The organism is Burkholderia pseudomultivorans (genome assembly GCF_001718415.1).
GTDB lineage: Bacteria > Pseudomonadota > Gammaproteobacteria > Burkholderiales > Burkholderiaceae > Burkholderia > Burkholderia pseudomultivorans_A.
Window position 1 is genome coordinate 2,866,747 of the sequence record NZ_CP013378.1, and the last position, 15,137, is coordinate 2,881,883.

15 protein-coding genes are annotated in these 15,137 nt (G+C 69.4%); 4 read left to right on the plus strand and 11 right to left on the minus strand.

Features of this window, described 5'->3' with window-relative positions; all coding sequences use genetic code 11:
• Positions 1–34: 34 nt before the first annotated feature.
• On the minus strand, positions 35–1,273 hold the full coding sequence (locus tag WS57_RS25500) for an MFS transporter (protein ID WP_009692435.1): 1,239 nt from the start codon (positions 1,271–1,273) through the stop codon (positions 35–37).
• A 369-nt stretch (positions 1,274–1,642) separates the two neighbouring features.
• Here WS57_RS25500 and WS57_RS25505 point away from each other — a divergent pair, with 369 nt between their 5' ends.
• Complete coding sequence (locus WS57_RS25505) at positions 1,643–3,298, plus strand: methyl-accepting chemotaxis protein (RefSeq protein ID WP_069244995.1); 1,656 nt, start codon at positions 1,643–1,645, stop codon at positions 3,296–3,298.
• Positions 3,299–3,484: 186 nt separating this feature from the next.
• A complete protein-coding gene (locus WS57_RS25510; protein WP_069244996.1) occupies positions 3,485–4,513 on the plus strand; it encodes an EpsG family protein in 1,029 nt (342 codons plus the stop codon).
• A 36-nt stretch (positions 4,514–4,549) separates the two neighbouring features.
• On the opposite strand, the gene WS57_RS25515 is transcribed toward WS57_RS25510, so the two are convergent.
• From WS57_RS25515 to WS57_RS25530, 4 genes are read right to left on the minus strand one after another with little or no spacing between them, the layout of a single operon-like run.
• Entirely contained in the window at positions 4,550–5,425 is an 876-nt protein-coding gene (locus WS57_RS25515) for an HlyD family secretion protein (RefSeq protein ID WP_059518274.1), read from the minus strand.
• Between the two features lie 12 nt (positions 5,426–5,437).
• A complete protein-coding gene (locus WS57_RS25520; protein WP_009691123.1) occupies positions 5,438–5,641 on the minus strand; it encodes a DUF1656 domain-containing protein in 204 nt (67 codons plus the stop codon).
• A complete protein-coding gene (locus tag WS57_RS25525) occupies positions 5,638–7,827 on the minus strand; it encodes an FUSC family protein (RefSeq protein WP_009691124.1) in 2,190 nt (729 codons plus the stop codon). Before WS57_RS25525 ends, WS57_RS25520 begins: the two co-directional genes overlap by 4 nt.
• Before the next feature lie 15 nt (positions 7,828–7,842).
• Positions 7,843–9,444: an efflux transporter outer membrane subunit gene (locus WS57_RS25530; protein WP_069244997.1), complete on the minus strand. Its 1,602-nt coding sequence runs from the start codon at positions 9,442–9,444 to the stop codon at positions 7,843–7,845.
• A gap of 157 nt (positions 9,445–9,601) precedes the next feature.
• On the opposite strand from WS57_RS25530, the gene WS57_RS25535 reads away from it, so the two are divergent.
• Both WS57_RS25535 and WS57_RS37710 read left to right on the plus strand, forming a co-directional pair.
• A complete protein-coding gene (locus WS57_RS25535) occupies positions 9,602–10,543 on the plus strand; it encodes a LysR family transcriptional regulator (protein WP_040127226.1) in 942 nt (313 codons plus the stop codon).
• A gap of 118 nt (positions 10,544–10,661) precedes the next feature.
• Entirely contained in the window at positions 10,662–10,817 is a 156-nt protein-coding gene (locus tag WS57_RS37710) for a hypothetical protein (protein WP_167361743.1), read from the plus strand.
• A gap of 66 nt (positions 10,818–10,883) precedes the next feature.
• Here WS57_RS37710 and WS57_RS25540 read toward each other — a convergent pair whose 3' ends face one another.
• The 6 genes from WS57_RS25540 to WS57_RS25565 all read right to left on the minus strand — a co-directional run bounded on the left by WS57_RS25540 (position 10,884) and on the right by WS57_RS25565 (position 14,942).
• A complete protein-coding gene (locus WS57_RS25540) occupies positions 10,884–11,714 on the minus strand; it encodes a metallophosphoesterase (RefSeq protein WP_069244998.1) in 831 nt (276 codons plus the stop codon).
• A gap of 25 nt (positions 11,715–11,739) precedes the next feature.
• On the minus strand, positions 11,740–13,161 hold the full coding sequence (locus WS57_RS25545; RefSeq protein ID WP_009693249.1) for an FAD-binding oxidoreductase: 1,422 nt from the start codon (positions 13,159–13,161) through the stop codon (positions 11,740–11,742).
• A gap of 20 nt (positions 13,162–13,181) precedes the next feature.
• Positions 13,182–13,574: a DUF2069 domain-containing protein gene (locus tag WS57_RS25550; protein WP_059518264.1), complete on the minus strand. Its 393-nt coding sequence runs from the start codon at positions 13,572–13,574 to the stop codon at positions 13,182–13,184.
• Positions 13,571–14,182, minus strand: a complete 612-nt coding sequence (gene wrbA, locus WS57_RS25555; protein WP_040127230.1) for an NAD(P)H:quinone oxidoreductase — start codon at positions 14,180–14,182, stop codon at positions 13,571–13,573. The genes WS57_RS25550 and wrbA overlap by 4 nt, the downstream gene beginning before the upstream one ends.
• A 206-nt stretch (positions 14,183–14,388) precedes the next feature.
• A complete protein-coding gene (locus WS57_RS25560; protein ID WP_069244999.1) occupies positions 14,389–14,613 on the minus strand; it encodes a helix-turn-helix domain-containing protein in 225 nt (74 codons plus the stop codon).
• Positions 14,610–14,942, minus strand: coding sequence for a DNA-binding protein (locus tag WS57_RS25565; RefSeq protein ID WP_069245000.1), 333 nt, complete (start codon positions 14,940–14,942; stop codon positions 14,610–14,612). The genes WS57_RS25560 and WS57_RS25565 overlap by 4 nt, the downstream gene beginning before the upstream one ends.
• Positions 14,943–15,137: the final 195 nt, after the last annotated feature.

The window sequence follows — 15,137 nt, forward strand, 5'->3', positions numbered from 1 at the left end:
CCGCGGCGCGTGCAGGCGCACCGCGGCCGTTTCGTCACGCCTTCGCGCGCCGGCTGCTTTCGAGGTTCGGCAGCAGCACCGTCAGCACGCCGATCAGCGGCAGGAACGAGCACACCTTGTAGACGAACGCGATGCTCGTCGCGTCGGCGAGCTGGCCGAGCACGGCCGCCCCGACGCCGCCGAGGCCGAACGCGAAGCCGAAGAACAGGCCCGCGACCATGCCGACCTTGCCGGGCATCAGCTCGGTCGCGTAGACGAGGATCGCCGCGAACGCCGACGCCAGCACGACGCCGATGATCACGCTCAGCACGCTGGTCCAGAACAGGTTCGCGTACGGCAGCAGCAGCGTGAACGGCGCGACGCCGAGGATCGACACCCAGATCACGTACTTGCGGCCGATCCGGTCGCCGATCGGCCCGCCGATCAGCGTGCCGGCCGCGACGGCCGCGAGGAATACGAACAGATGGATCTGCGCAGCCTGCACCGACAGGTGGAACTTGTCGATCAGGTAGAAGGTGAAATAGCTGTTGATGCTCGCCAGGTAGAAGTACTTCGAGAACACCAGCAGCACCAGCACGCTGATCGCGCCGAGCACGCGGGCGCGCGACAGCGTCGGATGGCCGGCCGACGCGGCCTTCTTCTTCATCGACGGATGCTTCTTGTACCAGTGGCCGATCTGCGTGAGCACGACCATCGCGACCAGCGCGGCGGCCGAGAACCACGCGATGCTGTGCTGGCCGTGCGGGATGATCACGAGCGCGGCGAGCAGCGGCCCGAGCGCCGAGCCGGCGTTGCCGCCGACCTGGAACAGCGACTGCGCGAGCCCGTGCTGGCCGCCCGACGCCATCCGTGCGACGCGCGACGATTCCGGATGGAACACCGACGAGCCGCAGCCGACCAGTGCCGCGGCCACCAGCAGCATCGGGAAGTTCTGCGCGGTCGACATCAGCAGCAGCCCGGCGAGCGTGAAGCCCATGCCGACCGGCAGCGAATACGGCTTCGGACGCTTGTCGGTATAGAGGCCGACCAGCGGCTGCAGCAGCGACGCGGTGATCTGGTAGGTGAGCGTGATCAGGCCGATCTGCGCGAACGACAGCGCGAACTGGCTCTTGAGCATCGGGTAGATCGCGAGGATCAACGACTGGATCATGTCGTTGAGCATGTGCGAGAAGCTGATCGCGCCGAGCACCGGATAGACGGTGCGGGAAGCGGGGGGAGCGGACGGCTGCGGGGCGGCGGCGGCGCCGGCCGCCGTGTCGAGGCGGGTTTCCATGTGAGCTGAGCGAGTTGAGGTGGCGGGACGCACTCTGGGGCGGTGCGTTCTGGATCGTTGTTGCGTCAAAGAAGTGTAATGTGGCGCATCGTGAATGTCAGGCCAAGTTTTGTCGCGAATCGGACATGGGGGCGGCGCGTCGGTCATCGGCCGGTGCGGGCTGTGTGCCGCGCCCGTCGTCGGATGGGTGTTTTTCCGGACTCAAGGATCGCCGCGAGCAGCCGTAGAAGCGACGAACGGGGCGCGTCCGGTGCGAGCCTCGAGTCGCGCCGGAGCGCCGGCCGACAGAGCGCCGAACCGCCGGAGCGCCGGACCGCCGGCCGCCGGAACCGACCTTTCCGGCAGTGTGATCAATACGGGGACGAATCGATGAAGGCAGCATCATTGCATCCGCAATCCGGCGCAGCCGCGCCCGTCGCCACCGCGCGCGCCGCACCGCGGCCGCGGCGCGAACGCCGGCCCTGGACCGTCAAGGCGACGCTGCGCGTCGCGTTCGCGGTCCTGCTGGCCGGCACGCTCGCGATCGGCGTGTTCTCGCTGTGGCAGATCAGCCGGCTGAACGCGTCGATCGCGTCGGTCTACGAGCAGGGACATGTCGCGAGCCGCGCCGCCGCGGAAGTGCGCGCCGAGGTGCTGCGTGCGAGCCGCGCGCAAAAGATGCTGCTGACCGCCAGCACCGCGAAGGAGCGCGACGAACTGGGCGCCGAAGTCGATGCGGGGCTGGCGTCGATCGGCCGCGCGCTCGGCACGCTGCAGCGCACCGCGGATCCGGCGGACGCCGGCGATTCGGCGCGCCTGCATGCGTTCTCGGCGGCGATCGATACGTGGAGCGGGCATCTGCGGGATTTCGTCGCGCTGGTGCGCGCGCAGCCGCTCGACCTGTCGCAGATGAACTGGCAGGTCGGCACGCAGGACGTGTCGCTGCTGGTCGAGACCGGCAAGCTCGAGAAGCAGGTCGCCGATCTCGTCGCGACGCGCGGCGCGAAGTCGAAGGCGACGCTCGATGCGTCCGCGACGATTTTCTCGTCGTCGTTCGCGATGATCGCGGCGATGACGGCCGCGCTGATCGTGCTCGCGATCGCGATTGCCGCGCGGGTCGTGCGCCGGCTGACCGCGCAGCTCGGCGGCGAGCCCGCCTATGCGAAGGCGATCGCCGCGGACATCGCGCGCGGCGACCTCACGCGGCCGATCGTGCTCGGCCGGCACGACCGCGACAGCATGGTGCGCGCGCTGGCCGACATGCAGACGGGGCTCGCGGCGACCGTCGGCGAGATTGCCGTCAGCGCCGATGCGATCGCGTCGGCGTCCGGCGAGATCTCGACCGGCAATCTCGACCTGTCGCAGCGCACCGCGCAGCAGGCCGCCGCGCTCGAACGCACGGCCGCCAGCATGGAGCAGCTCACGTCGACGGTGCGGCAGAACGCCGAACACGCGCGGCAGGCGAGCACGCTGGCGGCCGATGCGTCGGCCGTCGCGGAAGCGGGCGGCGCGGTCGTCGGGCGCATGGTCGCGACCATGAGCGAGATCGACGACGGCGCGAAAAGCATCCGCGACATCATCGGCACGATCGAGGGGATTGCGTTCCAGACCAACATCCTCGCGTTGAACGCGGCGGTCGAGGCCGCGCGCGCCGGCGAGCAGGGGCGCGGCTTCGCGGTGGTGGCGGGCGAGGTGCGCTCGCTCGCGCAGCGCGCGGCGACGGCCGCGAAGGAAATCCGCGCGCTGATCGGCGCGTCGGTCGAGCGTGTCGCCGACGGCGCGGCGCTCGCGCACGATGCCGGCCGCACGATGGGCGACGTCGTGCGCGCGGTCAAGCGCGTGACCGACATCATCAGCGAAATCTCGTCGGCGTCGGACGAGCAGAGCGCCGGGATCGACGAAATCGGCCGCGCGGTCACGCAGATGGACGCCGGCACGCAGCAGAACGCGGCGCTCGTCGAACAGGCCGCCGCCGCGGCGCGCGCGCTCGACGAGCAGGCGCAGGCGCTCAAGGCGCTGGTCGGGCGCTTCCGGGTCGCGGCCTGAGCGCGGCCGGGGCGGCGGGCGCGCCGCCCGCGACCCCGGCATGCGGCGGCGCGCGTGTCGATCGGTGACAAAACCGGCAGTCGCCGGCGCCGCAATCCCCTACAATGCGCGTAACTCTATTGAGGGCCAGAACCAACCGGGCGTGCATCCCCGCGATGCCGCCGGCGCGTCGGCTCGCGCATAACAATGACAATCACGATTTACCTGACGGGATACCTCTGGATGCTCGCGTTCGCCGCGATCGGCATGCGGACGCGCATGAGCGCATGGCGCTGGCTTTCGGCAGGCATCGCGCCGGCTGCGGCGTTCGCGGTGCTGCGCGGCCGGACTGGAACCGACACCGCGGTCTACCAGGAGATCGTCGCCGGCATCTGGAGCGGCAACCTGAAGGTCGTGCCGCGCACGCTCGAGCCGGGCTTCGTGTGGCTCGTGCGGGCGCTCGAATGGGTCGGGCACGATCCGCGCATCGCGACCGCGCTGCTGTCGCTGCTGGTCGTCGTCGCCTGCGTGGCCGCGTTCGGCCGGCGCGACGACGATGCCTGCGTGTTCGCGACGCTGATCTTCCCGCTGTTTTTCTACGACATGGCGATGAGCGGCCTGCGCTACGGCATCGCGTTCTGCGTCGCGAAGCTCGCGTCGGACGCCTGGGCGCGCCGCCGGTACGGTGCGTCGGCCGCACTCGCGGCGGTCGGCACGAGCATGCACGTGTCGGCCGCGCTGCTTGTCGTGCTGCTGCAGGTTGGCCGCATGCGGATGCTGCGCTACGCGGCGCTCGCAGTCGCGATCGGCGCCGTGTTGTTCGCGATGCATCACGCGGCGCTGCTCGCGAAGCTCGGCGTCTATGCGGCCTTCACGCCGCCCGCGCAGATGTCGGGCAGCGCGCCGCTGGTGCTCGCGCTGCTGCTGGTGGTGGCCGGCTGGGGGCTGCTCGGCCGCATGCCGCGCACGCTCGTGTTCCTGTTCGTCTGCGAGATCGCGAGCTTCGCGCTCGCGCGGATCAGCTATGCGGGCCTGCGTTTCCAGTGGCTCGTGCTGTTCGCCGCGGCGTGCCGGTTCGTGCCGCTGCTGCGCGTGCCGGAAGTGCGGCGTACGCCGGCGATCATCGTGTTGCTCGTGATCGGCGCGATCGGCTTCGCGATGCGCCTGCGCAACATGCTCGGCGAAGCGGGGCTGGGGCCGTCGCCGTTCCTGCCGTTCCGGTTCTTCTGGGAATGAAGCGGCCGGGTCGAGCGTCGCCCGGCCGTCCGCACGTCACGACTTCTTCTGCCGGTCCGGGTCGATGATGACCGTGCAGGTCGTGCCCGCCGACAGCACCACGTCGGCCGGCACCTCGTCGATCTTGATGCGCACCGGCACGCGCTGCGCGAGGCGCACCCAGTTGAAGGTCGGGTTCACGTCGGCGACGAGGTCGCGGCTTTGCGGATTGTCGCGATCGTAGATGCCGCGCGAGATGCTCTCGACGTGGCCTTTCATCACGCCGCCGCTCATCAGCCGCATCTCGGCCGGCGCGCCGATCTTCACGCGCGGCAGCTTGGTTTCCTCGAAGTAGCCGTACACCCAGAACGAATGGCTGTCCACGATCGCGAGCTTGGCCTGGCCGGCCACGGCATAGTTGCCCTTGAAGGTCTGCAGGTTCGTGATGTAGCCGTCGACCGGCGCGACCACGCGCGTGCGTTCGAGGTTCAGCTTCGCGGCGTCGAGTGCGGCGAGCGCCTGCTGGTATTGCGCGTCGGCGCTCGACGCGCTGTGCGCGGCGTTCTCGCGGTTTTCCTTCGACACGACGAGCGCGTCGAGGTCCGCGCGGCGCGCCGCGTCGTCGCGGCGCATCTGCAGTTCCGCGCGGCGGGCGGCGACGGCCGCCTGCGCCTGCTCGACCGCGATCTGGTAGTGCGACGGGTCGATCTGCATGATCAGGTCGCCTTTCCTGACGAGCTGGTTGTCATGCACCGGCAGCTCGACGATCGCGCCCGACACGTCCGGCGCGACGTTGACGATCTCGGCGCGTACGCGTCCGTCGCGCGTCCACGGATCGTCCATGTAGTGCACCCACAGCGAGCGCCCGATCAGGATCGCGACGATGAGGATGACGGCGGTCGCGACGAAGCCGAAGAGTTTTCTGAGCATCATGATGGTTGTGGTTCAACGGTAGACGGCAAGACTGAGTCCGCCGCAAATGCAGACGAGAAGGCAGGCCCGGAACAGCGACGGGTGCCAGACGAGACGGTAGAGGCCCGTGTAGGCGAGCAGGCGGTCGACGACCCACGTCGCCAGCGCGCCGACGACGAACATCAGCACCACCGTGGGCATGTAGGCATCGAGAATGGCGATTTCACGCGGCATCATGACAAGGTTCCTTGGGTGCGGTTGCGATTGAGCGGCTCGAGCGGCGATTCCGGGTCGAGCAGCGCCGTGCGCACGAAATGCAGATGGCTCAGGATCCGCTGCAGCCGGTGACGGTCTTCGCGCGACGATGCGAACGCGTCGGGCATCGGCCGCGTCGCGTCGATCGCGGCGTTCACCGCGGCGAGCGTCGCGTCGAAGCGTGCCGCGTCGGGCTTCGCGAACAGCGCGGACAGCGCGCTGCGCATCGTCTCGATCGCGCGCCGCCACGGCATCGTCGGCGCATAGCGCGGGTCGGACGGCAGCGTCGACAGCTCCTGGCGCAGGTCGATCGCCGCGTTGCCGGCTTCGAGCACCGCGAACATCCAGCGCAGCGCGTCGCGCTGCACGTCGGGCTGGTCGGCCGACAGTGTGTGCGCCTGGTACATCAGGTCGCGCGCGCCGCTCTCGAAGCGCGTGCGCAGGCCCGCGAGCCGCGCATGGCAGGCGGCGACCGCCTGATGGCGCAGGTCGGCGAACAGGCGCTTCTTCAGCCACGGCGCGGTCGGCGGGAACATGACCGCGAACGCGATCGCCGAGACCAGCATCGACAGCACCAGCGCGAGCGCGTCGTTCATGAAGCTCGACGGATCGTAGTGCGTGATGCTGTCCGGGCCGGCGAGGAAGCAGAAGAAGATCAGGTAGCCCATCCCGTAGCCCGCCAGCTTCGGCTTCATCGTCATGTAGATGCCGATCGCGAGCAGCGGCGCGAGCGCCACGCACAGCAGCACGAAGCCGTCGATCCGCGGGTAGATGCCGAACATCAGCAGCATGCCGGTGCACACGGCGAGCGCGGTGCCCATGCCCATTTGCGCGGACATCGCGGTCGGGCGCGGCGTCGACGACGCGAGCGCGCAGGTCGCCGCCGCGGTGAGCACCAGCGTGACGCCGTTCGGCCAGGCGGTCTCGATCCAGAACCAGCCGAGCAGCAGGATCACCGTCGCGGTGCGGATGCCGGCGATCACGGCGGCCGTCAGGTTGGTGCGCGGCTCGTAGTGTTCGATCCAGCGTTCGCGCTCGTGCGTCTCGCTCGCGAGCGACGCGTAGGTCGCCGCATATTCGTGCAGGTCGGTGATGAAGCGGTACAGCAGCTCGGCGGCCGTATCGAAGTCGAGCAGCGGGAAATCGGGCTGCGCTTCGCACTCGGCGCGCGTCGCGCGGATGCGGCGCGGCAGCGCGTCGCGCCACGCGAGCAGCTGCTCGGCTGCGTGCGCCGCGTCGGTCGAGCTGCGCACCGGTTCGCCGTTGCGCGTGAGCAGCGGCGCGATTTCGCGGAAATACGGCTCGATCGCGTCGATCGCGGCCTGCGCGCCGGCCGCGCGCAGCCGGTTCATCAGCTGGTGCAGCGCATGGAAGCGGCTCGATGCGCTCATGAACTCGCTGTTCAGCCGCGCCAGGCGGCCGCCGCGCATGCGCGTGCCGGGGTCCTCGAACACGGCCATGCTGCGCGCGGCCTCGAAGCCGACCACGTCGGCGACGAAGCGCGTATGGATGGTCTCGATGTGCGCGCGGTCGAGCTGCCCCGACAGCGCCGCTGCGACGTAGTCGACGAAGCTGCCGAAGCGCTTGCGCACCGTGGTGCGCATCTGCTCGCCGGTGTACTGCGGAAATACCAGCGCGCTGACGACGCCGGCCGACACGATCCCGACGATCACCTCGGACACGCGCGTCATCGCGCTCATGAACGCGCCGTCCGGGTGCTGCGACGCGGGCAGGCCGATCAGCGCGGTCGTATAGCCGGCGAGCAGGAAGCCGTAGCTGCGGAAATTGCGGTTGCGCGCGGCGCCGGCCGTGCACAGCGCGATCCACAGCGCGATCGCCAGCAGGAACAGCTGCGGCTGCTGCGGGAACAGCGACACGAACGTGAGCGTCGCGATCAGCCCGAAGATCGTGCCGGCGACGCGGTAGAAGCTTTTCGCGAGCACCGCGCCGCTTTGCGGCTGCATCACGATGAACACCGTGGTCATCGCGGTCTTGGGCGCCGGCAGGTCGAGTCGCATCGACACGCCGAGCGAGATGAACGCGGCGAGCAGCGCCTTGGCGAGATAGAGCCACGCGACGCCGTCGGTGCGGGCCCAGTCGCTGAAGGCCGCGTAGCGGGCCGACAGCGTGCCGCCGGCGGGCGGGGAGGCGGTGGAGGAGGATGACATGACGGAGTCTCCGCGTTACCGTGCGGCCTGCGTGGCGGGCTTGCCGGCCGGGGCGGGCCGGTTGCCGCCGGCTGCGGGTTGCGTGCCGGGCACGGCCCGCGCATGCGCGGCAGCGCTCGATGTCGCGGCGGCCGGTGCCGCGGCAGCGTCCGACGGATGGCCGCCCGGCGCGTCGTCGCCCGTCTCGACCCCGCCGCCGAGCGCGGCCATCAGCTGCGCATGCGCGGCGAGGCGTTCGGCGTCGATGCGGGCTGCCGTCTCCTGCGCGCGCAGCAGCTGCTGCTGCGCGACCAGCACGTTCACATAGTCGGTCAGGCCGCGCCGGAAGCCTTCGCGCGACAACTGGTAGCTGCGGTCGTTGGCGGCCACCGAGCGCGCGGCGTCCTTCTTCTGCGTATCGAGCGAGCGGATCCGCACGACCTGGTCGGCGATGTCCTTCAGCGCGCCGACGATCGTCTGGTTGTAGCGCTCGACAGCCTGGTCGTAGCCGGCATTGGCCGCGCCGAGCTGCGCGCGCAGGCGGCCGCCTTCGAAGATCGGCAGCGACAGCGCGGGGCCGGCCGTCCAGCCGCCGTTCATCGCGCGCAGGAAGTCGGTAAACGGCGCGGTCACGCCGAAGCCGCCGACCGTCGCGAGCAGGTCGATGTCCGGATAGAACGCCGCTTTCGCGACATCGATGCCGCGCGCCTGCGCCTGGACCGTCCAGCGCGCCGCGACGACGTCGGGGCGGCGGCCGAGCAGGTCGGCCGGCATGGCCGACGGCAGGCCGGCCGGCGCGTCGAGCGACAGGCTCGGCCGCTTGATCGCGTCGCCCGCGCCGGGGCCCTTGCCCGCGAGCGCGGCAAGCTGGTGGCGGGCGAGCTGGATCGCTTCCTCGTACGAGTCGATCTGGCGCTCGTAGTCGGGCAGCGTCGATTCGGCCTGGCTCACTTCGAGCTGGGTGCCGATGCCGGCCTGCAGCCGTTTGCGTGCGAGGTCGGCCACCGCGCGCTGGCGCTCGAAGGTTTCATGCGCGAGATCGAGCAGCGCATAGTTCATCGACATGCCGACGTACGCGCGCACCACGTTCACTTCGAGCTCGAGCTTCGCCGCGCGCGCATCGGCCGCCGTCGCATGCGCGGTGTCGAGCGCGCGTTCGGTCGCGTTCTTGTCCTTGCCCCACAGGTCGAGGTGGTACGACAGGCCGAGCGTGCCCGTGTTGTTCCAGGTGTCGGTGTCGGCGAGCGGGCCCGGGCCGTAGTAGACGTTGTCCGGCCAGTGCTGGCGCATCAGCGACAGGTTGCCGTTGATCTGCGGCAGTTCGGCCGAGCGCGCGACGCGCGCCATCGCCTGCGCTTCGCGCACGCGGGCCTGCGCGGCCGCGAGCGTCGGATTGCCGGCCTGCGCCGCGGCGATCCAGGCGTCGAGCTGCGGGTCGCGATACGCGCGCCACCAGTCCGACGCGGGCCAGCCCGCGTCGCGGTCGGCCGCGCGGATGGCGGCGCCCGCATCGAGCGTGTTCGCTTCGATCTGCGCCGACTGCGGCTTGTTGTCGCCCATGCTCGCGCATCCGGCCATTATTAATGAGACTGCAAGAACCGCCAGTGCCAGCGTCCCTTTTGTTGCCGGAGACCGCACGATTTTCTCCCTTTCGGATATAGATGAGTCGGATGCGATTATATTTTTCAGCAATTCCTGAATAAACTGACAACGGTGCAAGTCATTTTTACGAATCCTGAGACAATATTGGTTAGCCTGTGTGCAACAATCCGTCCGGATTCAAACGGGAAATGGGATGGATACGTTACAAAACATGCGCGTATTCGTACGCGTGGTCGACGCGGGCAGCTTCACCGCGGCCGCCCAGCAGATGAATTCGACGACCGCCTATGCGTCGCGCGCCGTCTCGGATCTCGAAGCCCACCTGCGCACGCGCCTGCTGAACCGCACCACGCGCCGGATCGCGCTGACCGAAGCCGGCGAGCGCTACCTGCAGCGCTGCGAGCAGATCCTCGCGTACGTCGACCAGGCCGAAGCCGAGGCGGGCGACGCGCACGCGCGCCCGTCGGGCAAGCTGAAGGTCCATTGCTTCACGAGCCTCGGCCAGCACTATCTGGTGCCGGCCGTCGCGCGCTATCGCGAGCGCTATCCGGACGTGCATGTCGAGCTGACGCTCGCGCAGCGGCTGCCCGACCTGCTCGACGAGGGCTATGACGTCGCGATCGTGGTCGGCCGCGACCTGCCTGATTCGGGGCTCGTGTCGCAGCGGCTCGGCGAAAGCTACAGCGTCGTATGCGCGGCGCCGTCCTATATCGAGCAGCACGGCGTGCCGCAGCGGCCGGCCGATCTCGCGCAGCACATCTGTCTCGGGATGGTCACGCCGGGCTTCCAGTACGACGAATGGATACTGGCGGGGCCGAACGGCGACGAGGTGGTGCCGATCGAGGCGCCGCCGTTTCGCGTGAACGTCGCCGAGGCGCTCGCGGTGGCGGTGCGGGAGGGGATGGGGCTGGCCGGGCTGCCGCTCTATTCGGCGATCGGCTGGCTGCGCAGCGGGCATATCGTGCGCGTGATGCCCGAGTACCGCTCGCACGTGATGAACATCTACGCGCTGTACGCGTCGCGCCAGTATCTCGACGCGAAAATCCGGACCTGGGTCGATTTCCTGCGCGACGAGCTGCCGACCACGCTGCAGGCCGACGAAGCCGCGCTCGAACAGTACACGCGTGCGACATGACAGCGCGCTCGACCGCAATCTGACGAGATTTGTCCTTCACGCAACATTTCTTTACGTTCGTGCGCCGGACAGTTTGATACTGTCTGAATCATCGAGATCTGCCCCACCCGGAGTTGCAATGGATACGCCCCTGATGATCGGCCTTGGAGTTCTGTTCGGCGTGGTCGCCGCCGCCGCGACGCGCGACCTGCTGCGCGCGATGAAGGCGCGCATGCAGCCGGTGCCGGTCCGGGTCCGCGCGCGTTCCGGCGCGCCGCGCCGCAACGAGCGCTGATCGGGCGTCGCCCGTTTTTTTGCAGCGAAGCAGCCGGCCGCGCACCGCGGCCGGACGCGCCGGCGCTCAGCCGAGCGCGACGATCTTGTCCCATGCGAACGCGGGGTTTTCCCGTTCGCCGGTGCGCCGGTGGATATAGCCGCGCGGATTGCACACGACGCGCGTGCCGCCGTCCGCGACGTAATCGAATGACGTATGGGTGTGGCCGTGCACCCACAGGTCGACGGGCGGCCGCACGAGTGCCGCCAGATCGTTGACGAATCCCGCCGACACCGGATCCTGCGCATAGCGCTCCGCGAGCGAACGCCGGTGCGGCGCGTGGTGCGTGACGACGATCGTGCGGCCCGCGAACGGCGTCGCCAGCTGCGTTTCCAGCCACGCGCGTGCGCGCCGGTACAGCGCGATCGCGTCGGCCGGCGTGAAATCGCGCTCCGGCGCGCCGGGCGCCGCATGCAGCGCCGCGTCGTGCGGCCACGTCACCTGGATCAATCCCTTGAAATCGAGCATCACGCGCGAGCCGGCGTCGATCGCGTGCGCAACGCTCGCGTCGTCGGCGCCGAACAGCGTGAAATCGGTCCACAGCGTCGTGCCGAGCACGCGAAAGCGCTGCGCAGGATCGACATACACGCCGTTGTTCAGGTAATGCACGTTGTCGAGCGCGTGCGCCGCGTCGCGCATCGCCGCCTCGAGCGCGCCGAACTCGCCGTCGTAATACTCGTGGTTGCCCGGCACATAGACGACCGGCACGTTCGGGTCGAACGTCTCGGCGGCCCAGCGCAGGCCTTCCGCATGATTGTGGATGTCGCCGGCCAGCACGACGAGATCGGCGTCGGCATGCGCGATCACGTCGGGCTGGTTGCCTTCGAGATGCAGGTCGGACAGCACGCGCACTTTCACGGGTGTCGCTCCTGAGTCAATGGCGTCAGTGCAGGACCTTGCCGGGGTTCATCAGCCCGCGCGGGTCGAGCGCGGCCTTCAGCGTGCGCATCAGCGCCGTTTCGACCGGCGACTTGTAGCGCTGCGCATCGTCGATCTTCAGCTGGCCGATGCCATGCTCGGCGCTGATCGTGCCGTGATGGCGGTGCACGTTGTCGTAGACGATGCGGTTGATCGGCGCCTGGTATTCGGCGAGGAACGCCTTCGGGTCGCCGCCTTCCGGCGTCTGCACGTTGTAGTGCAGGTTGCCGTCGCCGAGATGGCCGAACGTGACCATGCGCGCGCCCGGCGCCGCCTGCTGGATCGCCGCGTCGGTCTCGTCGATGAAGCGCGCGATCGACGAGATCGGCACCGCGATGTCGTGCTTGATGTTGAGCCCTTCGTCGGCCTGCGCGAGCGGGATGTGCTCGCGCAGATCCCAGAACGCGCGCGACTGCGCGAGATTCTCCGCGACCACCGCGTCGACCACGAGGCCCGCGTCGAACGCTTCCTCCATCAGCTTTTCGAACAGCGCGCGCGCGTGGCTTTCGCTTTCGTTGTCGGACAGTTCGAGCAGCACCGTCTGCGCATGCGTGTGCGCGAACGGGTAGCGCAACTGCGGATAGTGCTTGCCGACGAGCTGCATGCAGAAGTCGGACATCAGCTCGAAACCGGTCAGCAGCGGGCCGGCGGCGCGCTGCGCGAGCGACAGGAAGTCGAGCGCGGCGTGCGGCGATTCGAGCGCGGCCAGCGCGGTGACCTGCGCGGCCGGCAGCGGATGCAGCTTCATCACCGCGGCGGTGATGATGCCGAGCGTGCCTTCCGCGCCGATGAACAGGTCGCGCAGGTCGTACCCGGTGTTGTCCTTGCGCAGCCCGCGCAGGCCGTCCCAGATCTCGCCCTGCGGCGTCACGACCTCGAGCCCGAGGCACAGCTCGCGCGCGTTGCCGTAGCGCAGCACCGCGGTGCCGCCCGCATTGGTCGACAGGTTGCCGCCGATCGTGCAGCTGCCTTCGGCGGCGAGGCTCAGCGCGAACAGCCGGTTGCCTTCGCGGGCGCGCGCCTGCACGTCGGCGAGGATCACGCCGGCCTCGACGGTGATCGTGTTGTTGTGCGGATCGAGCGCGCGCACGCGGTTCAGGCGCGCGAGGCTCAGTACGGCCTGGCTGCCGCTTGCATCGGGTGTCGCGCCGCCGGCGAGCCCCGTGTTGCCGCCTTGCGGGACCAGCGCGACGCCATGCGTGTTCGCGAGCCGCACGAGCGCGGCGACTTCGGCGGTGTTCGCGGGTCTCAGCACCGCGCAGGCGGCGCCCTTGTAGCGGCGGCGCCAGTCGGTCAGGAACGGTTCGGTATCATGCGGATCGGTCAGCACGTGATCGGCGCCGATCGCGTCGCGGCAGGCGGAAACGAAGGCTTCGGAAGAAATCATCACGTTCGGTCGCGTAAGGGTCAGGGCGCGGCGCGTTGCTGTTTCGCCGCGCGTTTGAACGGCGCGACGTACGCAAGCGCCGCCGCGAAGAAGCCGACGGCGAGCGCGGTCTCGCACCACCCGAGCGTCGCGGACAAGCCGCGGTCGGACATGCCGCGCACGATGCCTTCGGCGAAATAGACGAGGATCAGCATGCTCGCCCACTGCATCGTATAGATGTTACGCCGCCACACGCCGGGCAGCGCAAGCGCGAGCGGCACGGCCTTCAGCATCAGCGCGGAGCCGCCCGGGCGCAGCGGCGCGAGCCACAGCTCCCACGCGAGCGACAGCACGATCAGCGCGGCGAGGCACGCGGCGGCGGCCTGCGCGTGGCGCGGCCGGGCGGGGACGGCGGGGCGGGCGGGCGCGTTCATGCGACCCCGGCGGCGGCGAGCGCGGCGGCCGTGCGCGCGAGCCGCACGCCGAGCGCGGCCGCGAGCGCTTTCTCGTCGGCCGACAGCCCGGCGGGCGCGGTGCGGTCGTGCTGCGCGACATGCGACGCGCCGTACGGCGTGCCGCCCGTGCGCGTCGTGCTGAGCGCGGATTCGGTGTACGGAATGCCGACGATCATCATCCCGTGATGCAGCAGCGGCAGCATCATCGTCAGCAGCGTCGATTCCTGGCCGCCGTGCAGGCTGCCCGTCGACGTGAACACGCTGGCCGGCTTGCCGTTCAGCGCGCCCGACAGCCACTGCGGCGTCGTGCCGTCGAGGAAGTACTTGAGCGGCGCGGCCATGTTGCCGAAGCGGGTGGGCGAGCCGAGCGCGAGGCCCGCGCATTCCTCGAGGTCGCGCAACTCGGCGTACGGCGGGCCGTCGGCGGGGATGTCGGGTGCGCTGGCTTCGCAGACGGTCGACACGGGCGGCACCGTGCGGATGCGCGCCTGCATGCCCGGCACGCTGTCGATGCCGTTGGCGATCGCGAGCGCGAGATCGCGCGTCGCGCCATGACGGCTGTAATAGAGGACGAGAATGTCTTTCATGGGCTACGGAGCCGCGTGCGGCCGCGCGCGTGCCCGGTGCAGTCGGCCCCTGCTGGATCGAGCGGCTATTATAGGGGCTGAAGCCGTCGCGCAGCGCGGCGGCGGCGCGCCGCGAGGCGCGCGGCATCGACAAGGAGAAACCGTTTGCCGAAGTTGAGCGTCCCGGCATCATACAGCAAGAGGGTTTCGTCAGAGTCGTGCGTAATTTATGCGTTGCGGGCAGCGATCAGTTCATCGATCTGAGCGATAGGGATGCGCCCGATGCCGTTCAGCTTCAGTTTCCCGGTGCGCACGAGAGTGTGCACGGTGCGCGCCGTGATCCCGAGCATTTCAGCCGCCTGAGCCTGGGTGACGTGGACCGGCCGCGGGTGCGATTCGGCATAGAGCCGCACGGCCTGGTGCGCGAGTTTCAGTTCTTCGAGTTGAGTCATCGTGCCCTCGTGGTCATAGCAAGCTCGACGCGGCGGCTGATCTCGCGATCGTAGCCGGCGAGCGTGGATTGCAGGTTGGGTGCGAGACGCGGGCCCGCGGCCGGCGTGTCGAGCGGCACGCGCGGCATTGCGGCCGGCATCGGCTCGTATGCCGTGTCCGCGCGCACACGCCGATCGATGCGGATGCGGCCGGCGTAGAACAGCGTGTCGAGGAAGCTCTGCACGAACGCCGTCGATGTCTGCAGCTCGGTCGCGATCTCGCGCGCGGTGTGCGTGCCAGTGCGCAGGACGTTGAACACGGCGGTGCTGTTGATGCGGCGACTGGTCATTTCTGTTCTCCCTCACTAGCAGGCACCCCATAGACACTGCCGGGCTGCCCGGCTTCATTGCTACCGGTGCATGCATGGCGATGGTCTGTCGCGTGCGGGCAGCGTTTATTGCCGCATGTCTGGCATATGATGAACTCGCAAAGCTCGCGCGGCAGCCCATGAATCGTGTCGCCGCGCTCACGAATACATGCGCGG

Excerpts from the sequence above, each read along its gene's own strand:
- WS57_RS25560 (WP_069244999.1), bottom strand. The coding sequence starts at position 14,613 with ATGACTCAACTCGAAGAACTGAAACTCGCGCACCAGGCCGTGCGGCTC.
- WS57_RS25515 (WP_059518274.1), bottom strand. The coding sequence starts at position 5,425 with ATGATGCTCAGAAAACTCTTCGGCTTCGTCGCGACCGCCGTCATCCTC.
- WS57_RS37710 (WP_167361743.1), top strand. The coding sequence starts at position 10,662 with ATGGATACGCCCCTGATGATCGGCCTTGGAGTTCTGTTCGGCGTGGTC.
- WS57_RS25510 (WP_069244996.1), top strand. The coding sequence starts at position 3,485 with ATGACAATCACGATTTACCTGACGGGATACCTCTGGATGCTCGCGTTC.
- WS57_RS25500 (WP_009692435.1), bottom strand. The coding sequence starts at position 1,273 with ATGGAAACCCGCCTCGACACGGCGGCCGGCGCCGCCGCCGCCCCGCAG.
- WS57_RS25545 (WP_009693249.1), bottom strand. The coding sequence starts at position 13,161 with ATGATTTCTTCCGAAGCCTTCGTTTCCGCCTGCCGCGACGCGATCGGC.
- WS57_RS25505 (WP_069244995.1), top strand. The coding sequence starts at position 1,643 with ATGAAGGCAGCATCATTGCATCCGCAATCCGGCGCAGCCGCGCCCGTC.
- wrbA (WP_040127230.1), bottom strand. The coding sequence starts at position 14,182 with ATGAAAGACATTCTCGTCCTCTATTACAGCCGTCATGGCGCGACGCGC.
- WS57_RS25565 (WP_069245000.1), bottom strand. The coding sequence starts at position 14,942 with ATGACCAGTCGCCGCATCAACAGCACCGCCGTGTTCAACGTCCTGCGC.
- WS57_RS25535 (WP_040127226.1), top strand. The coding sequence starts at position 9,602 with ATGGATACGTTACAAAACATGCGCGTATTCGTACGCGTGGTCGACGCG.
- WS57_RS25520 (WP_009691123.1), bottom strand. The coding sequence starts at position 5,641 with ATGATGCCGCGTGAAATCGCCATTCTCGATGCCTACATGCCCACGGTG.
- WS57_RS25550 (WP_059518264.1), bottom strand. The coding sequence starts at position 13,574 with ATGAACGCGCCCGCCCGCCCCGCCGTCCCCGCCCGGCCGCGCCACGCG.
- WS57_RS25525 (WP_009691124.1), bottom strand. The coding sequence starts at position 7,827 with ATGTCATCCTCCTCCACCGCCTCCCCGCCCGCCGGCGGCACGCTGTCG.